The sequence below is a fragment of the Ureibacillus sp. FSL K6-0165 genome, assembly GCF_038004285.1.
GTDB lineage: Bacteria > Bacillota > Bacilli > Bacillales_A > Planococcaceae > Ureibacillus > Ureibacillus thermosphaericus.
The window spans coordinates 472,577-497,056 of record NZ_JBBOQS010000001.1 but is presented as its reverse complement, the minus strand read 5'-3'; the positions used below and the strand labels follow the sequence as shown (position 1 = coordinate 497,056).

The window sequence follows — 24,480 nt, the reverse complement described above, 5'->3', positions numbered from 1 at the left end:
TTTTGAGGTAACTACATGCAATATGGTATGATTTCATCAAACGAAAATGGAAGTGGTTTTAGTGATATTAGTCATTGACGTAGGAAACTCAAAAATTTCTGTAGGAGTTTATCAAGATGAGCAATTGATTCATCATTTGAAAATGGAGACGGAGAAAAATAAAACTTCCGATGAATATGCAATGCATTTATATGCCTTTTTTAACTATGCTGGAATCGCCTTTAGCGATATTCGTGGCATTATTATTTCTTCCGTTGTTCCTCCTATTATGTATGTATTAGAAGAAATGTGCCGAAATTATTTTCACATTAAACCCCTTGTCGTAGGGCCTGGCATCAAAACAGGATTAAACATCGCTTGTGATAATCCGCGGGAAGTGGGTACAGACCGAATTGTCAATGCAGTTGCTGCCGTACATGAATATGGCACAAGGCCGCTTATTGTAGTAGACTTTGGGACGGCTATTACTTTTAGTTACATAAATGAGAAAGGGCATTATATGGGAGGGGCCATAACTCCTGGCGTAAGGATTTCTTTGGATGCACTATTTACAAAGGCATCCAAATTGCCACGAGTAGAAATTACAAAGCCGTTTGACATTATCGGAAAAAATACAATCACCTCCATTCAATCGGGAGTTTTTTATGGCTTTATTGGCATGGTTGAGGGAATTGTAAGCCGTATGAAAGAGCAAAGTAAGATTGAACCTTTAGTTATTGCAACTGGAGGTCTTGCAGAATTTTTTTCAAATGAGACAAAACTTATTGATGTAGTAGACAAGTTTTTAACTTTAAAAGGTTTATATATCATTTATAAAAGAAATCATTAAAGAGAGGAAATTTGTTATGGAAGATTATTTAGTAAAAGCTTTAGGATTTGATGGAAAAGTTCGTGCATATGCGGTGCGTTCAACGAATACTGTTGGGGAAGCACAAAAAAGACATAATACATGGCCTACCGCTACTGCTGCCCTAGGTCGCGCATTGACTGCTGGAGCTATGATGGGATCAATGATGAATGCCGATGATAAGATTACAATTAAAATCGAAGGTGGGGGTCCAATCGGTATTATATTGATAGATGCAAACGGAAAAGGAGAAGTAAGGGGATATGTCACGAACCCACAAACTCATTTCCCGTTAAATGAAGTTGGAAAACTAGATGTACGTCGTGCAGTTGGAACGAATGGAAACATTACGATTGTAAAAGACTTAGGTTTGAGAGAAATGTTTACAGGTCAAACCCCAATCGTTTCAGGAGAAATTGCTGAAGACTTCACTTATTATTATGCAGTATCAGAACAAGTTCCTTCATCAGTAGGATTAGGTGTACTGGTGAACACGGATAATTCCGTGCTTGCAGCTGGAGGATTTATTATTCAATTATTACCAGGATGCGATGATGAAACAATTGAAACAATTGAAAACCACTTAAAATCCGTTGAACCGATTTCGAAAATGATTGAAAAAGGTTATACCCCTGAACAAATATTAGATGCAGTATTAGGAGAAGGAAATGTAAAAGTGTTAGAAACTATGCCTGTTCAATTTAACTGTGGATGTTCAAAAGAGCGTTTTGGAGTGGCTATTAAGTCACTAGGTGTACAAGAAATTCAAGAAATGATTGATGAAGATGGAGGAGCAGAAGCGGAGTGCCACTTCTGTTTAGAAAAATATCATTATAGCCAAGAGGAGCTAGAAGGTTTTATCCGTGAGATCGAGGCAAAAAATTAACCAACCTACGACTCAACATACGCCACTATCAAAACGCCGATTAAAAACAAAACCTGTACTCACATTACTTGCGATTTTATTTGTTGGGAATATTTTTTGGTTTGTTCTTTGGTTATTTGCATTAGGTGGAGATGAAGAAGCTGGCGACGATGAAACTATCGTCGCTAGCGTTGATGGTGAAAATATTACTCGCCTGCAATGGATGGCTGAAATGGAACGTTATTATGGAAAAGATACATTGCAGCGCATGGTGAATCAAAAAGTAATGGAAAAGGCTGCGAAAGAATATAGCATTGACGTGACTGAGGATGAAATTGATTTAGAGCTATCCCTTATGGTTTCTTCCAGCGAAATGGATTCAACGTTGCAACAATTAGGAGAGAAGGAACTTAAAGAGCAAATTAAGTCCCAGCTGATTTTAGAGAAAGTATTAACAAAAGATATTATTATTGATGAAAAAGAGCTTGAATCTTATTATGAAGAAAATGAATCGTTATATAATATTCCAACGACGTACCGAGCAAAATTAATTGTTGTGAATACGAAAGATGAAGCAGAAAGTGTTTTAAAAGAACTGAATGAAGGTTCTGATTTTTCGGTATTAGCTCGGGAACGTTCTGTTGAACAAGTTTCGGCAAGTCTCGGGGGAGATATTGGCTATATTACGAATCAATCCAATGTAGATCCAGCTATACTGAAAGCGCTTCAAAAACTAAATAAAAATGAAATTAGCAAGCCTGTTTTATTAAGAGACGGCCGATATGGAATTGTTCAATTACATGAAAAAATGGAAGGAAGATCTTTCCCTTATGGAGAGGTAAAAGATCATATTAAAAGGGGGTTAGCGATGGAGCAACTGTCATCATCCATTACCCCGGAAATGTTTTGGAAAGAATTTGATGTGACATGGTTCTATGGTGAATAATGATTAAAAATTTTACAAATTATCACTCTCATTTTCATTGACAACAAACGATTAGTAGGGTTAATATTAAAACAAGAAAAACCTATAAAAATAGTCGGTATTATGAAAGGGGAACCGTGATGAGTAAATTATATAATTCTATTACAGAATTAGTTGGTCGCACACCAATCGTGAAGTTAAACCATGCTACAACTGAAGATGAAGGAACTGTTTGGGTAAAATTAGAATATTTTAATCCAGGAAGCTCTGTTAAAGATCGTATTGCTTTAGCGATGATTGAAGCGGCAGAAAGAAATGGACGACTAAAACCAGGTGGCACAATTATTGAACCAACTTCAGGAAACACTGGAATTGGACTTGCGATGATTGCAGCAGCAAAAGGTTATCGCGCTATTTTAGTAATGCCTGAAACTATGAGTATTGAACGCCGTAAATTACTTCGTGCATATGGTGCTGAATTAGTATTAACACCTGGTCCTGAAGGAATGAAAGGTGCAATTGCTAAAGCAACAGCACTTGCAGAAGAAAATGGTTATTTCATGCCACAACAATTTGAAAACCCTGCAAATGCAGAAATCCACCGCTTAACAACAGGTCCGGAAATAGTGGAAGCATTTGAAGGTGTGCAATTAGACGCATTTGTTGCTGGGGTAGGTACAGGTGGTACAATCACAGGTGCAGGTGCTGTATTAAAAGAAAAATATCCAAACATTGAAATTATTGCAGTTGAACCGAAAGACTCTCCGGTTTTATCTGGCGGAAATCCAGGTTCCCATAAAATTCAGGGTATTGGAGCAGGTTTCGTACCAAAAGTGTTAAATACAGAAATTTACGATTCTGTATTCCAAGTTGATAACGAAACAGCATTCGAAACAGCTCGTAAAGTAGGTCGTGAAGAAGGTATTTTATGCGGTATTTCATCAGGTGCTGCTATTCACGCTGCAATTCAAACTGCAAAACGTTTAGGCAAAGGTTCTAACGTATTAGCTATTGTTCCATCTAATGGTGAACGCTATTTATCAACAGCTTTATACAATTTCGAAGACTAATAAGAAACGGCATTATCCTTTTGGATGATGCCGATTTTGTTTGACGAAAAACATGTTATATGATTACACCGAATTTTAGATTTAAAAGTATTGAGTGCTTTGACTTTGAAAATGATATACTTGTTTAGAATGTAATGAAGGCGAATGAGTAGTCCTCTTATTGATAAAGGAGTGTACGAAGATGTTATCGAAATACAGTAAACCGTTAACAATTAATAATATAGAGCTCGATTATACAAAAGAAACTTTTGTGATGGGGATTTTAAATGTAACACCCGATTCTTTTTCTGACGGGGGAAAGTATAATTCAATCGATGCCGCAATTGCACATGCGAAACAGATGGTTCAGGAAGGTGCGAAGATTATTGATGTGGGTGGAGAATCGACACGACCTGGTTATACTCGTATTCCTGATGAAGAAGAGATTGCTCGTGTCGTGCCAGTGATTAAAGCTTTGAGAGAAGAAGTACCTGCCATTATATCAATTGATACTTACAAATCAGCGGTTGCTCGTGCGGCATTGGAAGCTGGTGCCCATATCATTAATGATATTTGGGGCGCGAAGGCAGATCCGGAAATGGCCAAAGTGGCTTTTGAATATAATGCACCTATCATTCTAATGCATAATCGAGAGAACACGAATTACAAAAATTACTTCGAAGATTTTTTAAATGATTTAAAAGAAAGTATTGATATTGTGAAAGCAGCTGGTGTTCCAGACGAGCATATCATACTTGATCCGGGAATAGGGTTTGTGAAAAACTTGCAGCAAAGTATTGAAACGATGCAACGATTAGATGAACTTGCAGAATTGGGATACCCCGTTTTGTTGGGGACTTCGAGAAAACGAATGATTGGCACTATTTTAGATGTTCCATTACATGAAAGAGTAGAAGGTACTGCGGCGACATGTGCATATGGTGTCATGAAAGGTTGTCATATTGTTCGAGTGCATGATGTAAAAGAAATAGCAAGAACCGTGAAAATGATTGATGCATTGATGGGGAAATTTGAAGTGAAAAATGAACTTCCTGAGAGACACTAATTTCGATAGGAGGTCTATTATGGACTATATACATTTGCGAGATATGCAATTTTATGGATATCACGGTGTATTACCTGAAGAAACAATGTTAGGGCAGCGTTTTCGAGTTACAGTATCTCTTGCGGTCAATACGAAAAAGGCAGGGGAAACAGACGACCTGCAATATACAGTGAATTATGTAGAAGTGTATGAATTATGCAAATCAATCATGGAAGGAGAGCCCTTCCAATTAATTGAAGCAGCTGCAGAAACCATTGCTTCATCAATCTTACAAAAATATGAAGGACAAGTGTTTGGATGCAAAGTGGAACTAATTAAACCAGATCCACCTATTCCAGGCCATTATAAAGAAGTAGCTGTTGAAATAGTAAGGGGTCATTATGGTGAATGATGTTTATTTATCTTTAGGTACAAACTTGGGAGATCGGGAAAACAATTTAAAATCTGCCATTGATTTGCTTCAAAGTAAGGAGGGGATATGGATAAAAAAAATATCCCCAATTTACGAAACGGCTCCAGTGGGGTATGTTGATCAGCCCTCTTTTTTAAACATTGCGATTTATGCACAAACAATACTTTCACCTATTGAATTGTTACAGACCTGTCAATTAATTGAAAATGATCTCGGTCGGGTTCGCAATATCCGCTGGGGGCCAAGAATTATTGACCTTGACATTTTATTATTTAATAACGACAATATTGAGTCAGAGAATTTAATCATTCCACATCCTCGAATGTTTGAAAGAGCTTTCGTATTGGTTCCGCTGTTAGATATTGCATCTAAGCCATACTCGGAAAAGTTGATTCAAGCGGAGGCAGCATTAAAGAATATCAACCTTGAAAAAGAGGGCATTAAAAAGTGGAAGGATTATTTTTCTTTGTAACAATACGTATTACGACACTCGACACTATGAAGTAGTGACGGATATAAAAACACTTTTATGGAAAGGAGGTATAGGCCATGGAAGAGAAAAAGCCGTTCCAAATAGGAGATATCGTGATGGCAAACCGTGTAGTACTAGCTCCAATGGCAGGAGTGAGTAACGTTGCTTTCCGGCTAACGGTTAAAGAATTCGGTGCGGGTCTTGTTTATGCTGAAATGATCAGTGATAAAGGACTTATTTTACGCAATAAAAAAACGTTAGACATGCTTTATATAGATGAAAGGGAAAAACCAATCGCCTTGCAAATCTTTGGGGGTGAAAAAGAAACCCTCGTTGAAGCGGCCAAGTTTGTAGATCAACATACGAACGCGGATATTATTGACATCAATATGGGATGCCCTGTAAATAAAATTATTAAATGTGAAGCAGGAGCGAAGTGGTTACTGAATCCGGATAAAGTGTATGAAATGGTAGCGGCAGTTGTTGATGCGGTGGAGAAACCGGTGACGGTAAAAATGCGGATTGGTTGGGATGATGAACACATTTTTGCTGTTGAAAATGCCCAAGCGATTGAAAGAGCTGGCGGCAGTGCTGTAGCCGTTCATGGTCGTACAAGGGTTCAAATGTACGAAGGGAAAGCGAATTGGGAAATCATTCGCCAAGTGAAGGAAAATGTAAACATTCCTGTAATCGGTAATGGCGATGTAGAAACTCCACAAGATGCAAAACGAATGTTGGATGAGACGGGTGTAGACGCGGTGATGATTGGTCGAGCTGCGTTAGGAAATCCATGGATGATCTATCAAACCGTACAGTACCTCGAAACAGGTGAGTTAAAACCAGAGCCATCTGTTCAGGAAAAAATAGACGTTTGTTTATTACACTTTGATCGTTTGATAAAATTAAAAGGTGAATTTGTTGCCGTACGTGAAATGCGTAAACATGCAGCTTGGTATTTAAAAGGGATTCGTGGCAATGGCATTATCCGTAATGCGATTAATCAAGTTGAAACAGCCGAAGAATTGCGTGCAATTTTAAATAACGTGGTTGAACAAAGTAGAGAGCAACAAGAACGAGAGATGCATGTTGTGTGAAAACTAATGGTTACGATTATTGTGAAGCGCTTAATTAAGCAATATAAAAAGCCGTCTCAACAACTGAGGCGGCTTATCCTGAATTGGTAAGATTATGCGTTTGATTGTTCCTTTGTTGGTCCCATGACACCCGGTACAGGTAGGCCAGCTTGTCTTAATAATACTTGCATCTGTGCTCTGTGATGAGTTTGATGATCAATAAGCATGCGTAGTACTGCTCCAATCGCAGTAGGTTGTCCAATCATATCCACTTCTTTTTCTAATGAACTATCATCTAGTTTCTTAACCGCATTTACAACTTCTTCGTTTACTTTTTTATATTCGTCAATGATTTCTTTCATTGTAGTTGGCGGTGTAGATGGATTGATTTGGACATTTAGTGATTGCCCTATTAATCCGCAAAAGAATAAAGGGGCATTTGTTAAGTGCCAGCTTAAAAATTCAAGAGAATTATGACCTTCAACAATAGCAACATACTTTTTATCTTCCGTAATGGATTCCATAATTGCTATAGTACCCGCACTATTGTGTTGCCAATCTTTTATAAAATCGTCTATTTTACGATACATGGAAACACCTCTCTCAAAAAGTTGAATCTTTTATCTGAATATAAGAACATTATATACAAAAGTAGAAAAATTACCCTAATCAAAAATATAAGGGAACTAAAAAAATCTTTCAAAAATGATGAAGAGAAGATAGAAATTGTGTACAATAGATACATTGTGGACTATGAACAGAACGTTTTAAAATTATGAGGAGTGAAAGACGTGTCAAACATTGAAGAATTAAATGATCAACTTTTGGTGAGACGCCAAAAGTTAAGTGATATTCGTGAAAAAGGTATCGATCCATTTGGCCAACGTTTCGAGCGCACACACTTGTCTTCAGATGTTTTCAAACAATTTGATGTATTTACGAAAGAAGAGCTAGAAGAAAAAAATGATGAAGTAGTCATCGCAGGTCGTATTATGACAAAACGTGGGAAAGGGAAAGCTGGTTTTGCCCACATTCAAGATTTGGCTGGCCAGATTCAAATTTATGTTCGTCAAGACCGAGTAGGCGATGAAGCATACGATTTATTTAAACATGCAGATTTAGGAGATATCGTGGGCATCCGCGGAGTTGTTTTCAGAACAAATGCAGGGGAGCTTTCCGTAAAAGCAAACGAATTTACTTTCCTAACGAAATCACTGCGCCCAATGCCTGAAAAATTCCATGGATTGCAAGATGTTGAACAACGTTATCGTCAACGCTACTTAGACTTGATGACGAATGCTGATAGCAAAGAGACGTTTATTACTCGTTCAAAAATTATTCGTTCTATTCGAAACTATTTAGATGGACAAGGTTATTTGGAAGTAGAGACGCCAATTTTACACACTGTTGCTGGAGGGGCAGCTGCTCGACCATTCATTACGCATCATAACGCATTAGATATGGATCTATATTTACGTATTGCATTAGAATTGCATTTAAAACGTTTAATTGTTGGCGGACTCGAAAAAGTATATGAAATAGGACGAGTGTTCCGAAATGAAGGTATTTCAACACGTCACAATCCAGAATTTACATTATTAGAGCTATACGGTGCATATTTAGATTACCGAGATATTATGGAATTGACGGAAAATTTAATTTCTCATGTAGCACAAGAGGTGCTTGGTACAACGAAAATCCAATACGGTGAAGAAGAAATAGACCTTTCACCAGGATGGAAACGAGTGCATATGGTTGATGCAATTAAGGAAGTAACCGGGGTAGACTTCTGGCAACCTATGACATTAGAAGAAGCGAGAAGTTTAGCGAAAGAACATGGTGTGGAAATTCAAGAAATGCATGAAGTGGGACACATCATTAACGAGTTCTTCGAGCAAAAAGTAGAGGAAACATTAGTACAACCAACATTCGTTTACGGACATCCTGTTGAAATTTCGCCATTAGCAAAGAAAAATCCAGAAGATGAACGCTTCACAGACCGTTTTGAATTATTTATCGTTCGTCGTGAACATGCAAATGCGTTTACAGAATTGAACGATCCAATCGATCAACGCGAACGTTTTGAAGCGCAACTAGCTGAAAAAGAAGCAGGAAATGACGAAGCACATGATATGGATGAAGATTTCATCGAGGCTTTAGAATATGGAATGCCTCCTACAGGTGGATTAGGTATCGGTATTGACCGATTAGTTATGTTACTAACCAATTCTCAATCCATTCGTGACGTATTATTATTCCCAACAATGCGTCCAAGAGATTAATTAGCTGGTTATAGAAAATCATTAGTTCAATCTATGGCTGTCTAGAAAATCTCTAGACAGCCAACTTTTTATAGACATGAAAGATGAAATCCTTAATCGCTTTCATTCAACGTAATTTTTTGTATTCCTAAATCTGTGGTTATTGTTGATTCATTAGTCTAATTCTTTTCTTACATCAGAATAGTGTGGGAGTTTTACATTATTTGATTTTATTTAGAGACCTTATATCATTTTTAGTTCAATGATATAAGGGGATATTGTTTTCAAACAATAAAAAAATTAAATGTAAAATAATTTATAACGCTAGATAAAAAATGTTGAAAAATATGTTGACATTTGATTAGGTAAGGTGATAATATATAAAAGCTGTCGCTAAGAGAAAGTAATTCTAATAAAGATCTTAACGAAAGTGATAAAAAATGAAAAAATCCAAAAAAGTTGTTGACAAACGAGTTGGTAAACGATATAATTAAAGAGTTGTTTCAAAAAAGAAGAATGAACCTTGAAAACTGAACAACAAAACGTTAATGCAATAAATTATCTAGTTGTTAACCCTCGTTGACAAACTAGATTCGGACATTAAATTTTGAGCAAATCAAATTTTCTTTTATGGAGAGTTTGATCCTGGCTCAGGACGAACGCTGGCGGCGTGCCTAATACATGCAAGTCGAGCGAACCAATTGAAAGCCTAGCTTTCATGAGGTTAGCGGCGGACGGGTGAGTAACACGTGGGTAACCTGCCCTATAGACTGGGATAACTCGCGGAAACGCGTGCTAATACCGGATAATACATCAAAGTGCATGCTTTGATGTTGAAAGATGGTTCTGCTATCACTATAGGATGGGCCCGCGGCGCATTAGCTTGTTGGTGGGGTAACGGCCTACCAAGGCGACGATGCGTAGCCGACCTGAGAGGGTGATCGGCCACACTGGGACTGAGACACGGCCCAGACTCCTACGGGAGGCAGCAGTAGGGAATCTTCCACAATGGGCGAAAGCCTGATGGAGCAACGCCGCGTGAGCGAAGAAGGTCTTCGGATCGTAAAGCTCTGTTGTAAGGGAAGAACAAGTGCAGTAGTAACTGGCTGCACCTTGACGGTACCTTACTAGAAAGCCACGGCTAACTACGTGCCAGCAGCCGCGGTAATACGTAGGTGGCAAGCGTTGTCCGGAATTATTGGGCGTAAAGCGCGCGCAGGCGGTCTCTTAAGTCTGATGTGAAAGCCCCCGGCTTAACCGGGGAGGGTCATTGGAAACTGGGAGACTTGAGTGCAGGAGAGGGAAGCGGAATTCCATGTGTAGCGGTGAAATGCGTAGAGATATGGAGGAACACCAGTGGCGAAGGCGGCTTCCTGGCCTGTAACTGACGCTGAGGCGCGAAAGCGTGGGGAGCAAACAGGATTAGATACCCTGGTAGTCCACGCCGTAAACGATGAGTGCTAAGTGTTAGGGGGTTTCCACCCCTTAGTGCTGCAGCTAACGCATTAAGCACTCCGCCTGGGGAGTACGGTCGCAAGACTGAAACTCAAAGGAATTGACGGGGGCCCGCACAAGCGGTGGAGCATGTGGTTTAATTCGAAGCAACGCGAAGAACCTTACCAGGTCTTGACATCCCGCTGACCGCTATGGAGACATAGCCTTCCCTTCGGGGACAGCGGTGACAGGTGGTGCATGGTTGTCGTCAGCTCGTGTCGTGAGATGTTGGGTTAAGTCCCGCAACGAGCGCAACCCTTGTCCTTAGTTGCCATCATTCAGTTGGGCACTCTAAGGAGACTGCCGTACAAATACGGAGGAAGGTGGGGATGACGTCAAATCATCATGCCCCTTATGACCTGGGCTACACACGTGCTACAATGGACGGTACAAACGGTCGCGAAGTCGCGAGACGGAGCCAATCCGAAAAAACCGTTCTCAGTTCGGATTGCAGGCTGCAACTCGCCTGCATGAAGCCGGAATCGCTAGTAATCGCGGATCAGCATGCCGCGGTGAATACGTTCCCGGGCCTTGTACACACCGCCCGTCACACCACGAGAGTCTGTAACACCCGAAGTCGGTGAGGTAACCCTTTCGGGAGCCAGCCGCCGAAGGTGGGACAGATGATTGGGGTGAAGTCGTAACAAGGTAGCCGTATCGGAAGGTGCGGCTGGATCACCTCCTTTCTAAGGACATATACGGAAGCATTAGCGTTTTGTGTTCAGTTTTGAAGGTTTATGACCTTCAAAGTTATAGTGTTGTTCTTTGAAAACTGGATAAACGACATTGAAAGCAAGATATTTACTGTAAAGTTCTTAATTTTGGTTAAGTTATTAAGGGCGCACGGTGGATGCCTTGGCACTAGGAGCCGATGAAGGACGGGACTAACACCGATATGCTTCGGGGAGCTGTAAGTAAGCTTTGATCCGGAGATTTCCGAATGGGGGAACCCACTGTTCGTAATGGAACAGTATCTTAACGTGAATCCATAGCGTTAAGAAGGCACACCCAGGGAACTGAAACATCTAAGTACCTGGAGGAGAAGAAAGAAAAATCGATTCCCTGAGTAGCGGCGAGCGAAACGGGAACAGCCCAAACCAAGAGGCTTGCCTCTTGGGGTTGTAGGACACTCTATACGGAGTTACAAAAGGATGGGTTAGACGAACCGTTCTGGAAAGGACGGCCAGAGAAGGTAAAAGCCCTGTAGTCGAAAATCCATCCTCTCCTGAGTGGATCCTGAGTACGGCGGAACACGTGAAATTCCGTCGGAATCCGGGAGGACCATCTCCCAAGGCTAAATACTCCCTAGTGACCGATAGTGAACCAGTACCGTGAGGGAAAGGTGAAAAGCACCCCGGGAGGGGAGTGAAAGAGAACCTGAAACCGTGTGCCTACAAGTAGTCAGAGCCCGTTAACGGGTGATGGCGTGCCTTTTGTAGAATGAACCGGCGAGTTACGATTACGTGCAAGGTTAAGCAGAAAATGCGGAGCCGCAGCGAAAGCGAGTCTGAATAGGGCGTTTTGAGTACGTGGTCGTAGACCCGAAACCAGGTGATCTACCCATGTCCAGGGTGAAGGTGAGGTAACACTCACTGGAGGCCCGAACCCACGCACGTTGAAAAGTGCGGGGATGAGGTGTGGGTAGCGGAGAAATTCCAATCGAACTTGGAGATAGCTGGTTCTCTCCGAAATAGCTTTAGGGCTAGCCTCGTGTGAAGAATACTGGAGGTAGAGCACTGTTTGGACTAGGGGCCCACCTCGGGTTACCGAATTCAGACAAACTCCGAATGCCAGCTATTTATACACGGGAGTCAGACTACGAGTGATAAGATCCGTGGTCAAAAGGGAAACAGCCCAGACCACCAGCTAAGGTCCCAAAGTAATCGTTAAGTGGAAAAGGATGTGGCGTTGCTTAGACAACCAGGATGTTGGCTTAGAAGCAGCCATCATTTAAAGAGTGCGTAATAGCTCACTGGTCGAGTGACGCTGCGCCGAAAATGTAACGGGGCTAAACGATTCACCGAAGCTGTGGATTCGTGCGTTGCACGAGTGGTAGGAGAGCGTTCTAAGTGCGTCGAAGTCAGACCGGAAGGACTGGTGGAGCGCTTAGAAGTGAGAATGCCGGTATGAGTAGCGAAAGATGGGTGAGAATCCCATCCACCGAATGACTAAGGTTTCCTGAGGAAGGCTCGTCCGCTCAGGGTTAGTCGGGACCTAAGTCGAGGCCGAAAGGCGTAGACGATGGACAACAGGTTGATATTCCTGTACCACCTCCCCGCCGTTTGAGTGATGGGGGGACGCAGGAGGATAGGGAATGCACGCCGTTGGTCGAGCGTGTCCAAGCAGCAAGGCGTGGAAGTAGGCAAATCCGCTTCCTAATACGCTGAGCTGTGATGGGGAGCGCGTTACGCGCGAAGTTCCTGATTTCACACTGCCAAGAAAAGCCTCTAGCGAGGCGGGAGGTGCCCGTACCGCAAACCGACACAGGTAGTCGAGGAGAGAATCCTAAGGTGAGCGAGAGAACTCTCGTTAAGGAACTCGGCAAAATGACCCCGTAACTTCGGGAGAAGGGGTGCTCATTGGGGTGCAAGCCCTGATGAGCCGCAGTGAATAGGCCCAGGCGACTGTTTAGCAAAAACACAGGTCTCTGCAAAACCGTAAGGTGAAGTATAGGGGCTGACGCCTGCCCGGTGCTGGAAGGTTAAGAGGAGGAGTTAGCGCAAGCGAAGCTCCGAATTGAAGCCCCAGTAAACGGCGGCCGTAACTATAACGGTCCTAAGGTAGCGAAATTCCTTGTCGGGTAAGTTCCGACCCGCACGAAAGGCGTAACGATCTGGGCACTGTCTCAACGAGAGACTCGGTGAAATTATAGTACCTGTGAAGATGCAGGTTACCCGCGACAGGACGGAAAGACCCCGTGGAGCTTTACTGTAACCTGATATTGAATTTCGGTGCAACTTGTACAGGATAGGTAGGAGCCGTAGAAGGGGGAGCGCCAGCTTCCCTGGAGGCGCCCTTGGGATACTACCCTGGTTGTACTGAAATTCTAACCCGCAAGCCTGATCGGCTTGGGAGACAGTGTCAGGTGGACAGTTTGACTGGGGCGGTCGCCTCCTAAAAGGTAACGGAGGCGCCCAAAGGTTCCCTCAGAATGGTTGGAAATCATTCGCAGAGTGTAAAGGCATAAGGGAGCTTGACTGCGAGACCTACAAGTCGAGCAGGGTCGAAAGACGGGCTTAGTGATCCGGTGGTTCCGCATGGAAGGGCCATCGCTCAACGGATAAAAGCTACCCCGGGGATAACAGGCTTATCTCCCCCAAGAGTCCACATCGACGGGGAGGTTTGGCACCTCGATGTCGGCTCATCGCATCCTGGGGCTGTAGTCGGTCCCAAGGGTTGGGCTGTTCGCCCATTAAAGCGGTACGCGAGCTGGGTTCAGAACGTCGTGAGACAGTTCGGTCCCTATCCGTCGTGGGCGTAGGAAATTTGAGAGGAGCTGTCCTTAGTACGAGAGGACCGGGATGGACACACCGCTGGTGTACCAGTTGTCTTGCCAAAGGCACCGCTGGGTAGCTATGTGTGGACGGGATAAGTGCTGAAAGCATCTAAGCATGAAGCCCCCCTCAAGATGAGATTTCCCATTGCATAAGCAAGTAAGATCCCTCAAAGACGATGAGGTAGATAGGTCCGAGGTGGAAGCACGGTGACGTGTGGAGCTGACGGATACTAATCGATCGAGGACTTAACCAATCATTTCAATGTCGTTATCCAGTTTTGAGAGAACAAAAATTATTTAAAAAAAACACTTGCAATTCTTTGATTAAGTGATATAATAGTTCTTGTCTCAAAACAAATAGTCTAGTGACGATGGCAAAGAGGATACACCCGTTCCCATACCGAACACGGAAGTTAAGCTCTTTAGCGCCGATGGTAGTAAGGGGCTTCCCCTTGTGAGAGTAGGACGTTGCTAGGCTAATATATGGAGGATTAGCTCAGCTGGGAGAGCACCTGCCTTACAAGCAGGGGGTCGGCGGTTCGATCCCGTCATCCTCCACCATATCATGCCGGTGTAGCTCAATTGGCAGAGCAACTGACTTGTAATCAGTAGGTTGAGGGTTCGATTCCTTTCGCCGGCACCATTATTCGAGCCATTAGCTCAGTGGTAGAGCATCTGACTTTTAATCAGAGGGTCGAAGGTTCAAGTCCTTCATGGCTCACCATTTTTTGCGGGTGTGGCGGAATTGGCAGACGCACTAGACTTAGGATCTAGCGCCTCACGGCGTGGGGGTTCGACTCCCTCCACCCGCATCATTTAAAATATATATAATTGCGGAAGTAGTTCAGTGGTAGAACACCACCTTGCCAAGGTGGGGGTCGCGGGTTCGAACCCCGTCTTCCGCTCCAATAATGCCGGGGTGGCGGAATTGGCAGACGCACAGGACTTAAAATCCTGCGGTAGGTGACTACCGTACCGGTTCGACTCCGGTCCTCGGCACCATGTAAAATAGAAGTTAGCGCCAGTAGCTCAATTGGATAGAGCGTCTGACTACGGATCAGAAGGTTGTGGGTTCGACTCCTGCCTGGCGCGCCATAAATTCGGGAAGTAGCTCAGCTTGGTAGAGCACTTGGTTTGGGACCAAGGGGTCGCAGGTTCGAATCCTGTCTTCCCGACCATTCATTATATTGGGGCATTAGCTCAGCTGGGAGAGCGCCTGCCTTGCACGCAGGAGGTCAGCGGTTCGATCCCGCTATGCTCCACCATGAACCTTGAAAACTGAACAACAAAACGTTAATGCAATAAATTATCTAGTTGTTAACCCTCGTTAACAAACTAGATTCGGACATTAAATTTTTGAGCAAATCAAATTTTCTTTTATGGAGAGTTTGATCCTGGCTCAGGACGAACGCTGGCGGCGTGCCTAATACATGCAAGTCGAGCGAACCAATTGAAAGCCTAGCTTTCATGAGGTTAGCGGCGGACGGGTGAGTAACACGTGGGTAACCTGCCCTATAGACTGGGATAACTCGCGGAAACGCGTGCTAATACCGGATAACACATCAAAGTGCATGCTTTGATGTTGAAAGATGGTTCTGCTATCACTATAGGATGGGCCCGCGGCGCATTAGCTTGTTGGTGGGGTAACGGCCTACCAAGGCGACGATGCGTAGCCGACCTGAGAGGGTGATCGGCCACACTGGGACTGAGACACGGCCCAGACTCCTACGGGAGGCAGCAGTAGGGAATCTTCCACAATGGGCGAAAGCCTGATGGAGCAACGCCGCGTGAGCGAAGAAGGTCTTCGGATCGTAAAGCTCTGTTGTAAGGGAAGAACAAGTGCAGTAGTAACTGGCTGCACCTTGACGGTACCTTACTAGAAAGCCACGGCTAACTACGTGCCAGCAGCCGCGGTAATACGTAGGTGGCAAGCGTTGTCCGGAATTATTGGGCGTAAAGCGCGCGCAGGCGGTCTCTTAAGTCTGATGTGAAAGCCCCCGGCTTAACCGGGGAGGGTCATTGGAAACTGGGAGACTTGAGTGCAGGAGAGGGAAGCGGAATTCCATGTGTAGCGGTGAAATGCGTAGAGATATGGAGGAACACCAGTGGCGAAGGCGGCTTCCTGGCCTGTAACTGACGCTGAGGCGCGAAAGCGTGGGGAGCAAACAGGATTAGATACCCTGGTAGTCCACGCCGTAAACGATGAGTGCTAAGTGTTAGGGGGTTTCCACCCCTTAGTGCTGCAGCTAACGCATTAAGCACTCCGCCTGGGGAGTACGGTCGCAAGACTGAAACTCAAAGGAATTGACGGGGGCCCGCACAAGCGGTGGAGCATGTGGTTTAATTCGAAGCAACGCGAAGAACCTTACCAGGTCTTGACATCCCGCTGACCGCTATGGAGACATAGCCTTCCCTTCGGGGACAGCGGTGACAGGTGGTGCATGGTTGTCGTCAGCTCGTGTCGTGAGATGTTGGGTTAAGTCCCGCAACGAGCGCAACCCTTGTCCTTAGTTGCCATCATTCAGTTGGGCACTCTAAGGAGACTGCCGTACAAATACGGAGGAAGGTGGGGATGACGTCAAATCATCATGCCCCTTATGACCTGGGCTACACACGTGCTACAATGGACGGTACAAACGGTCGCGAAGTCGCGAGACGGAGCCAATCCGAAAAAACCGTTCTCAGTTCGGATTGCAGGCTGCAACTCGCCTGCATGAAGCCGGAATCGCTAGTAATCGCGGATCAGCATGCCGCGGTGAATACGTTCCCGGGCCTTGTACACACCGCCCGTCACACCACGAGAGTCTGTAACACCCGAAGTCGGTGAGGTAACCCTTTCGGGAGCCAGCCGCCGAAGGTGGGACAGATGATTGGGGTGAAGTCGTAACAAGGTAGCCGTATCGGAAGGTGCGGCTGGATCACCTCCTTTCTAAGGATATTTACGGAAGCATTAGCGTTTTGTGTTCAGTTTTGAAGGTTTATGACCTTCAAAGTTATAGTGTTGTTCTTTGAAAACTGGATAAACGACATTGAAAGCAAGATATTTACTGTAAAGTTCTTAATTTTGGTTAAGTTATTAAGGGCGCACGGTGGATGCCTTGGCACTAGGAGCCGATGAAGGACGGGACTAACACCGATATGCTTCGGGGAGCTGTAAGTAAGCTTTGATCCGGAGATTTCCGAATGGGGGAACCCACTGTTCGTAATGGAACAGTATCTTAACGTGAATCCATAGCGTTAAGAAGGCACACCCAGGGAACTGAAACATCTAAGTACCTGGAGGAGAAGAAAGAAAAATCGATTCCCTGAGTAGCGGCGAGCGAAACGGGAACAGCCCAAACCAAGAGGCTTGCCTCTTGGGGTTGTAGGACACTCTATACGGAGTTACAAAAGGATGGGTTAGACGAACCGTTCTGGAAAGGACGGCCAGAGAAGGTAAAAGCCCTGTAGTCGAAAATCCATCCTCTCCTGAGTGGATCCTGAGTACGGCGGAACACGTGAAATTCCGTCGGAATCCGGGAGGACCATCTCCCAAGGCTAAATACTCCCTAGTGACCGATAGTGAACCAGTACCGTGAGGGAAAGGTGAAAAGCACCCCGGGAGGGGAGTGAAAGAGAACCTGAAACCGTGTGCCTACAAGTAGTCAGAGCCCGTTAACGGGTGATGGCGTGCCTTTTGTAGAATGAACCGGCGAGTTACGATTACGTGCAAGGTTAAGCAGAAGATGCGGAGCCGCAGCGAAAGCGAGTCTGAATAGGGCGTTTTGAGTACGTGGTCGTAGACCCGAAACCAGGTGATCTACCCATGTCCAGGGTGAAGGTGAGGTAACACTCACTGGAGGCCCGAACCCACGCACGTTGAAAAGTGCGGGGATGAGGTGTGGGTAGCGGAGAAATTCCAATCGAACTTGGAGATAGCTGGTTCTCTCCGAAATAGCTTTAGGGCTAGCCTCGTGTGAAGAATACTGGAGGTAGAGCACTGTTTGGACTAGGGGCCCACCTCGGGTTACCGAATTCAGACAAACTCCGAATGCCAGCTATTTATACACGGGAGTCAGACTACGAGTGATAAGATCCGTGGTCAAAAGGGAAACAGCCCAGACCACCAGCTAAGGTCCCAAAGTAATCGTTAAGTGGAAAAGGATGTGGCGTTGCTTAGACAACCAGGATGTTGGCTTAGAAGCAGCCATCATTTAAAGAGTGCGTAATAGCTCACTGGTCGAGTGACGCTGCGCCGAAAATGTAACGGGGCTAAACGATTCACCGAAGCTGTGGATTCGTGCGTTGCACGAGTGGTAGGAGAGCGTTCTAAGTGCGTCGAAGTCAGACCGGAAGGACTGGTGGAGCGCTTAGAAGTGAGAATGCCGGTATGAGTAGCGAAAGATGGGTGAGAATCCCATCCACCGAATGACTAAGGTTTCCTGAGGAAGGCTCGTCCGCTCAGGGTTAGTCGGGACCTAAGTCGAGGCCGAAAGGCGTAGACGATGGACAACAGGTTGATATTCCTGTACCACCTCCCCGCCGTTTGAGTGATGGGGGGACGCAGGAGGATAGGGAATGCACGCCGTTGGTCGAGCGTGTCCAAGCAGCAAGGCGTGGAAGTAGGCAAATCCGCTTCCTAATACGCTGAGCTGTGATGGGGAGCGCGTTACGCGCGAAGTTCCTGATTTCACACTGCCAAGAAAAGCCTCTAGCGAGGCGGGAGGTGCCCGTACCGCAAACCGACACAGGTAGTCGAGGAGAGAATCCTAAGGTGAGCGAGAGAACTCTCGTTAAGGAACTCGGCAAAATGACCCCGTAACTTCGGGAGAAGGGGTGCTCATTGGGGTGCAAGCCCTGATGAGCCGCAGTGAATAGGCCCAGGCGACTGTTTAGCAAAAACACAGGTCTCTGCAAAACCGTAAGGTGAAGTATAGGGGCTGACGCCTGCCCGGTGCTGGAAGGTTAAGAGGAGGAGTTAGCGCAAGCGAAGCTCCGAATTGAAGCCCCAGTAAACGGCGGCCGTAACTATAACGGTCCTAAGGTAGCGAAATTCCTTGTCGGGTAAGTTCCGACCCGCACGAAAGGCGTAACGATCTGGGCACTGTCTCAACGAGAGACTCGGTGAAATTATAGTACCTGTGAAGATGCAGGTTACCCGCGACAGGACGGAAAGACCCCGTGGAGCTTTACTGTAACCTGATATTGAATTTCGGTGCAACTTGTACAGGATAGGTAGGAGCCGTAGAAGGGGGAGCGCCAGCTTCCCTGGAGGCGCCCTTGGGATACTACCCTGGTTGTACTGAAATTCTAACCCGCAAGCCTGATCGGCTTGGGAGACAGTGTCAGGTGGACAGTTTGACTGGGGCGGTCGCCTCCTAAAAGGTAACGGAGGCGCCCAAAGGTTCCCTCAGAATGGTTGGAAATCATTCGCAGAGTGTAAAGGCATAAGGGAGCTTGACTGCGAGACCTACAAGTCGAGCAGGGTCGAAAGACGGGCTTAGTGATCCGGTGGTTCCGCATGGAAGGGCCATCGCTCAACGGATAAAAGCTACCCCGGGGATAACAGGCTTATCTCCCCCAAGAGTCCACATCGACGGGGAGGTTTGGCACCTCGATGTCGGCTCATCGCATCCTGGGGCTGTAGTCGGTCCCAAGGGTTGGGCTGTTCGCCCATTAAAGCGGTACGCGAGCTGGGTTCAGAACGTCGTGAGACAGTTCGGTCCCTATCCGTCGTGGGCGTAGGAAATTTGAGAGGAGCTGTCCTTAGTACGAGAGGACCGGGATGGACACACCGCTGGTGTACCAGTTGTCTTGCCAAAGGCACCGCTGGGTAGCTATGTGTGGACGGGATAAGTGCTGAAAGCATCTAAGCATGAAGCCCCCCTCAAGATGAGATTTCCCATTGCATAAGCAAGTAAGATCCCTCAAAGACGATGAGGTAGATAGGTCCGAGGTGGAAGCACGGTGACGTGTGGAGCTGACGGATACTAATCGATCGAGGACTTAACCAATCATTTCAATGTCGTTATCCAGTTTTGAGAGAACAACCTCTCATATAGTGAAGTGACGATGGCGAAGAGGTCACACCCGTTCCCATACCGAACACGGAAGTTAAGCTCTTCAGCGCCGATGGTAGTAAGGGGCTTCCCCTTGTGAGAGTAGGACGTCGCTTCGCAAAAGGCACCACAATAGTGGTGCTTTTTTTTTTTGCAAAAATTGAAGCCCCTTACTAACAAGGACTGAAAGTCCGATCGGCGCGATACAGAAACCACATGCTAAACAAAAGTAAAATAAATATTTGAAGGAGACGAGAAGCACGGGGACCAAGAAGTTCAAGGAAGCGAGGCAGCCCGGAGCGGAGCGTACTAAGTACGTGAGCACCGGACTGCCGAAGCTGACACAGAAAATCGCTGGTCAACGTGCTTCGGAGTTAGCGCCGATGGTAGTTAAGGGGTCCCCTTGTGAGAGATAGACGAGCGCTTCGCAGAAGGCACCACAATAGTGGTGCTTTTTTTTGCAAAAATTGAAGCCCCTTACTACCAAGGACTGAAAGTCCGATCGGCGCGATAGAGAAGCGATATGCAACAATTTTATAAAGTTTATAAAAGAAATAAAAAGTCGAAACAAGGAATGTGTAGTTTCCTTATTGCGACATTATTATTAGAAGAGTGTTTTTGGAACATGATTAATGATATTACAATCATTTAAATCATTAAAATTCAAGTAATCTTCTTAAATCATTAATATATGATTGACTAACAGGTAATTCGGTGCCATTTTTTAATTGAATGATAAAGTTTGTCGTAATATCCTTCGTGATATTTTTAATAAAATAAATGTTTAATATATATGAACGATGTACTCGAACAAAAAACTCCGGTAACTTTGTTTGAAGCTCTTTTAACGTATAATTTGTTTTAAACTGTTCATCATTTGCATAAAACCAAGTTCGTTTTTGCAAGCTTTCGATATGAGAAATTTCCTCTACAGGTACGGGTGTCCACAGATCTTCCTGCTTACCAGTTAAAAATTTATAAGGTTCCTTTTTTTCTGGAGTATAGGAAGAAGGGAAAATAATAATGAGTGCGGCATTTTTTTGACTTAAGTAAATAGGGTAGCCTATTACGAAATAGGGTTTTTTAAATATTGTTGAATCCAAAACAATTCCAGTTTTCATTCGAGTTTGTAATACATGAGATGCAACGCTTTCTGGGTGGATTTTGTCCTCGATAGTAAGATGTAAATGTTCGATACTTGGTGAATAATAAATATAAGAATCTTCGGAAGCTACAGCAATGGATGCATTTTTAGGAATCCAATCTTCTAATATAATTTTTAATTGTTCTAATCCCTCATTTGAAATATCCACACATAACATCTCTACATTACTTCCCCCTTATTAAAAATTCAGAATCATGCTAAATTATCTTTGGAAATAATTGTTTTATCCTGAATTTTTAGTATTTCGTCACAAAATAATACATTTTTTTATTATCTGTTATATATTAGGTTTAACATTAATATACCTGTTATGAAACAGAATGTAAATTACTTTTCTAACAGAGTGTATTGAAATAAAGGGGAAGGTGTGAATGAAATGTTGACGCAACAGGAAAGAAATGAAAGAGTTGAGGCATTAAAAAAAGATTGGGCTGAAAATCCACGTTGGAAAGGAATTGAACGACCATATACTGCTGAAGAAGTAGTGAAATTACAGGGGTCTGTAGTCGTAGAGCATACATGGGCAAAACGTGGTGCTGCTCGACTTTGGAAATCTTTACATGAAGAAGATTTTATTAATGCGTTAGGTGCATTGACAGGTAATCAGGCAGTACAACAAGTAAAAGCAGGTTTAAAAGCTATTTATCTATCAGGATGGCAAGTAGCGGCTGATGCTAACTTAGCAGGACATATGTATCCAGACCAATCATTATATCCAGCTAACTCAGTTCCAGCTGTCGTAAAACGTATTAATCAAGCCTTACAACGTGCTGATCAAATAGAACATGCTGAAGGTCGCGATGATGGTTTTGATTGGTTTGCACCAATCGTAGCAGATGCTGAAGCAGGATTCGGTGGACCACTTAACGTGTTTGAATTAGTAAAAGCCATGATCGAAGCGGGTGCTGCTGGAGTTCACCTAGAAGACCAACTTGCTTCTGAGAAAAAATGCGGTCACTTAGGTGGTAAAGTATTACTTCCAACACAAAATGCGATTCGTAACTTAATTGCTGCTCGTTTAGCTGCGGATGTTATGGGTGTAGACACAATCTTAATTGCTAGAACTGACGCTGATGCAGCAGACATGGTAACGAGCGATATTGACCCACGAGATAAAGAATTTATTACAGGTGAACGTACTCCTGAAGGTTTCTTTAAAACAAGAGCAGGAATTAAACAAGCAATTGCTCGCGGTTTAGCTTATGCGCCATATGCTGATTTAATTTGGTGCGAAACATCAAAACCTTCATTAGAAGAAGCTAGGGAATTTGCGGAAGCAATTCATGAAAAATTCCCTGGCAAAATGTTAGCATACAACTGTTCACCATCTTTCAACTGGAAAGCAAATCTCACAGATAAAGAGATTGCAGAATTCCAGCGTGAAATTGCAAGAATGGGTTATAAATTCCAATTCGTAACATTAGCAGGATTCCACTCACTTAACAAATCAATGTTTGAATTGGCTGTTGATTACAAAGACAATGGTATGGCAGCTTATTCTAAACTACAACAAGCTGAGTTTGATCTAGAGAAAAAAGGTTATACAGCTACAAGACACCAACGTGAAGTTGGTACAGGTTACTTCGATGAAGTATCAATGGTTATTTCTGGAGGTACTTCTTCTACAACTGCAATGGCAGGTTCAACAGAAGCTGAACAATTCGTATAATAAAATTTCTTTCTTAGTCTAAAACGGGGGATATTTATATAGAACAGGCAACAATACAAACAGTAAAGGTATTGGCGAAATGACGAATGAAGTTGAAAGTTTTTAGTCTGAGCTTGATAAACTTTGAACAAAGTTGTTGAAGGATTGTAAACTTTTGGTCGTTTTGATGTAGCTTACTTGTGTTTTAAGTTTGTTCAATTTTTGACATAATGAACAAGTTATTTGAACCTATTAAATCGCTTACTTACAAAGGGGATCGTTAAATTAATATAGGTTGCCTCCTATATTGATCGATTTATTGCTAAAGGGGTTTATGTTAAGGGATTAAATATTAAGTAAATTGGGGATGGTTATGCCTTACTTGTCTCGAGAGCAGAGCGAGTAAGGTCTTTTTTTAATATTGATAAACGAGAAGAAAAAAGTTATTGTTCAAAGAATTCGTTTGTTTAATAAGTTTTCAAAGGGGGAAAGAAAATGAGAAATAGAGATCTACTATTGATTCCTGGACCAACTCCGGTAGTGGATGAAATTTACGATGCTTTAGCGTTAGAAACAAGGGGGCATACAGATCCACGCTTTGTAGAAGTTTATAAAAATGCGTTACAGCAAACAAAAGAGCTGTTTCAAACGGATGGAGAAGTATTTGTCATTGCTGGTACTGGAACTTTAGCAATGGAAATGGCTATCGTCAACACGGTTGGAAAAGGGGAAAATCTACTTGTTTTAAGTCACGGATATTTTGGCGACCGTTTTATTCCATTAGCGCAGGCATACGATATACATGTAGATGTTTTACAATCAGAATGGGGAAAACAAATTGATCCATCAATAGTGGAAGAAACGTTGAAACGTAAACAATATAAAGCCGTGACGATTACACATGCAGATACATCTACAGGTGTTGTTTCAGATTTAGAGACATTGGTGCCAATTATCAAAAAAACAGGTGCCCTTGTCATTGTTGATGGTGTTGTGGCTAGTGCTGCAATCGATGAAAATATGAGTAAAACTTATGGCCATCCAGACTATAAACTGGATGTCGTCCTTACTGGTTCACAAAAAGCTATTGGTATGCCACCAGGGCTTGCTATTGTTGCGTTTAATAAAACCGCTCTAGCGGCTCGGGAGCATTTAGGACAAGTTCAAGCTTACTATTGCGACATAAAAAATTGGTTACCAATTATGAGAGACCCTTCAAAATATTTTGCGACTCCTCCTGTTAACTTGATTTATGCCTATAATGAGTCGTTAAAAATCGTTTTAAATGAGGGGATGAAAAAGAGAGAAAACCGCCATATTGCCTATGGACGAGGGGTTCGAGCGGCGATGCGTTCCTACGGTATGAGACCGTTAGCAAATGAAGAAGTTGCTGCTCCGACATTGAGTTGCATTTTATATCCTGAGGGAGTAGATGATGTCGCATTTCGTAGTGGTTTAGCTTCTCGTGGAGTTATCGTTGCTGGTGCATTAGCTCATTTAGCAGGGAAGGCATTCCGCATCGGTCATATGGGGAATACAACTCCTGAAATGTTAGAAAAGGCAATCCAAGCAATCGGTGAAGTGCTTCAAGAGCTCGGTCATACGGCCAATATTGAAAAAGCAATTAAAGCATTCAAAGAAGAAATAGAACAAGCAGTACGAAATTAGT

13 protein-coding genes, 9 tRNA genes and 6 rRNA genes are annotated in these 24,480 nt (G+C 43.8%); 26 read left to right on the top strand and 2 right to left on the bottom strand.

Translation table 11 applies throughout. The annotated features are described in order from the left end of the window. Nucleotides 1-61 precede the first annotated feature (61 nt). The 8 genes from NST00_RS02470 (at nt 62) to dusB (ending at nt 6,730) form a co-directional block, all read left to right on the top strand. Nucleotides 62-829 carry a type III pantothenate kinase gene (locus NST00_RS02470; RefSeq protein ID WP_340709610.1) on the top strand — a complete coding sequence of 256 codons (768 nt, stop codon included), beginning with the start codon at nt 62-64 and terminating at the stop codon, nt 827-829. Between the two features lie 16 nt (nt 830-845). Further along, a complete protein-coding gene (gene hslO, locus NST00_RS02465; protein WP_339289480.1) occupies nt 846-1,733 on the top strand; it encodes an Hsp33 family molecular chaperone HslO in 888 nt (295 codons plus the stop codon). Then, nucleotides 1,711-2,658 carry a peptidyl-prolyl cis-trans isomerase gene (locus tag NST00_RS02460; RefSeq protein WP_340432707.1) on the top strand — a complete coding sequence of 316 codons (948 nt, stop codon included), beginning with the start codon at nt 1,711-1,713 and terminating at the stop codon, nt 2,656-2,658. Before hslO ends, NST00_RS02460 begins: the two co-directional genes overlap by 23 nt. 119 nt (nt 2,659-2,777) lie before the next feature. Further along, on the top strand, nt 2,778-3,707 hold the full coding sequence (cysK, locus tag NST00_RS02455; RefSeq protein ID WP_340709609.1) for a cysteine synthase A: 930 nt from the start codon (nt 2,778-2,780) through the stop codon (nt 3,705-3,707). A gap of 181 nt (nt 3,708-3,888) precedes the next feature. Further along, nucleotides 3,889-4,752, top strand: coding sequence for a dihydropteroate synthase (gene folP, locus NST00_RS02450; RefSeq protein ID WP_016838827.1), 864 nt, complete (start codon nt 3,889-3,891; stop codon nt 4,750-4,752). 19 nt (nt 4,753-4,771) lie between these two features. Further along, the gene (folB, locus tag NST00_RS02445) at nt 4,772-5,143 is read left to right on the top strand and encodes a dihydroneopterin aldolase (protein ID WP_016838826.1); all 372 of its coding nucleotides are present in this window, start codon (nt 4,772-4,774) and stop codon (nt 5,141-5,143) included. After that, a complete protein-coding gene (folK, locus tag NST00_RS02440) occupies nt 5,133-5,636 on the top strand; it encodes a 2-amino-4-hydroxy-6-hydroxymethyldihydropteridine diphosphokinase (RefSeq protein WP_016838825.1) in 504 nt (167 codons plus the stop codon). Before folB ends, folK begins: the two co-directional genes overlap by 11 nt. Before the next feature lie 77 nt (nt 5,637-5,713). Then, the gene (gene dusB, locus NST00_RS02435; protein WP_016838824.1) at nt 5,714-6,730 is read left to right on the top strand and encodes a tRNA dihydrouridine synthase DusB; all 1,017 of its coding nucleotides are present in this window, start codon (nt 5,714-5,716) and stop codon (nt 6,728-6,730) included. Nucleotides 6,731-6,822: 92 nt separating this feature from the next. Here the strand turns inward: dusB and NST00_RS02430 are convergent, their stop codons facing one another. Further along, the gene (locus NST00_RS02430; protein WP_016838823.1) at nt 6,823-7,299 is read right to left on the bottom strand and encodes a DinB family protein; all 477 of its coding nucleotides are present in this window, start codon (nt 7,297-7,299) and stop codon (nt 6,823-6,825) included. A 192-nt stretch (nt 7,300-7,491) separates the two neighbouring features. Here NST00_RS02430 and lysS point away from each other — a divergent pair, with 192 nt between their 5' ends. The 16 genes from lysS (at nt 7,492) to rrf (NST00_RS02350) (ending at nt 20,117) form a co-directional block, all read left to right on the top strand. Beyond that, a complete protein-coding gene (gene lysS / locus NST00_RS02425; protein WP_172597811.1) occupies nt 7,492-8,991 on the top strand; it encodes a lysine--tRNA ligase in 1,500 nt (499 codons plus the stop codon). A gap of 606 nt (nt 8,992-9,597) precedes the next feature. Next, a 16S ribosomal RNA gene (locus NST00_RS02420) occupies nt 9,598-11,150 on the top strand. Nucleotides 11,151-11,287: 137 nt separating this feature from the next. Then, nucleotides 11,288-14,214: ribosomal RNA gene (locus tag NST00_RS02415) — 23S ribosomal RNA — on the top strand. A gap of 107 nt (nt 14,215-14,321) precedes the next feature. Then, nucleotides 14,322-14,437 (top strand): 5S ribosomal RNA (rrf, locus tag NST00_RS02410). 8 nt (nt 14,438-14,445) lie between these two features. After that, nucleotides 14,446-14,521 (top strand) — tRNA-Val (locus tag NST00_RS02405). Nucleotides 14,522-14,527: 6 nt separating this feature from the next. Continuing rightward, nucleotides 14,528-14,603, top strand: a tRNA-Thr gene (locus NST00_RS02400). Nucleotides 14,604-14,609: 6 nt separating this feature from the next. Next, nucleotides 14,610-14,684, top strand: a tRNA-Lys gene (locus tag NST00_RS02395). A 6-nt stretch (nt 14,685-14,690) separates the two neighbouring features. Beyond that, nucleotides 14,691-14,772, top strand: a tRNA-Leu gene (locus NST00_RS02390). Nucleotides 14,773-14,793: 21 nt separating this feature from the next. After that, a tRNA-Gly gene (locus tag NST00_RS02385) sits at nt 14,794-14,868 on the top strand. Nucleotides 14,869-14,873: 5 nt separating this feature from the next. After that, a tRNA-Leu gene (locus tag NST00_RS02380) sits at nt 14,874-14,962 on the top strand. Nucleotides 14,963-14,978: 16 nt separating this feature from the next. Further along, nucleotides 14,979-15,055 (top strand) — tRNA-Arg (locus NST00_RS02375). A 6-nt stretch (nt 15,056-15,061) separates the two neighbouring features. Beyond that, nucleotides 15,062-15,138: transfer RNA gene (locus NST00_RS02370), tRNA-Pro, on the top strand. 11 nt (nt 15,139-15,149) lie between these two features. Further along, nucleotides 15,150-15,225 (top strand) — tRNA-Ala (locus NST00_RS02365). 111 nt (nt 15,226-15,336) lie between these two features. Continuing rightward, nucleotides 15,337-16,889 (top strand): 16S ribosomal RNA (locus NST00_RS02360). 137 nt (nt 16,890-17,026) lie between these two features. After that, nucleotides 17,027-19,953, top strand: a 23S ribosomal RNA gene (locus tag NST00_RS02355). A gap of 48 nt (nt 19,954-20,001) precedes the next feature. Beyond that, a 5S ribosomal RNA gene (gene rrf, locus NST00_RS02350) occupies nt 20,002-20,117 on the top strand. The 16S, 23S and 5S rRNA genes sit together here with 9 tRNA genes alongside, the layout of an rRNA operon. A gap of 537 nt (nt 20,118-20,654) precedes the next feature. On the opposite strand, the gene NST00_RS02345 is transcribed toward rrf (NST00_RS02350), so the two are convergent. After that, on the bottom strand, nt 20,655-21,320 hold the full coding sequence (locus NST00_RS02345) for a LytR/AlgR family response regulator transcription factor (protein ID WP_340709608.1): 666 nt from the start codon (nt 21,318-21,320) through the stop codon (nt 20,655-20,657). 219 nt (nt 21,321-21,539) lie between these two features. Here NST00_RS02345 and aceA point away from each other — a divergent pair, with 219 nt between their 5' ends. Both aceA and NST00_RS02335 read left to right on the top strand, forming a co-directional pair. Beyond that, the gene (aceA, locus tag NST00_RS02340) at nt 21,540-22,832 is read left to right on the top strand and encodes an isocitrate lyase (protein ID WP_026019008.1); all 1,293 of its coding nucleotides are present in this window, start codon (nt 21,540-21,542) and stop codon (nt 22,830-22,832) included. Between the two features lie 474 nt (nt 22,833-23,306). Continuing rightward, the gene (locus tag NST00_RS02335) at nt 23,307-24,479 is read left to right on the top strand and encodes a pyridoxal-phosphate-dependent aminotransferase family protein (RefSeq protein ID WP_096549907.1); all 1,173 of its coding nucleotides are present in this window, start codon (nt 23,307-23,309) and stop codon (nt 24,477-24,479) included. The last annotated feature ends 1 nt before the right edge of the window (nt 24,480 follow it).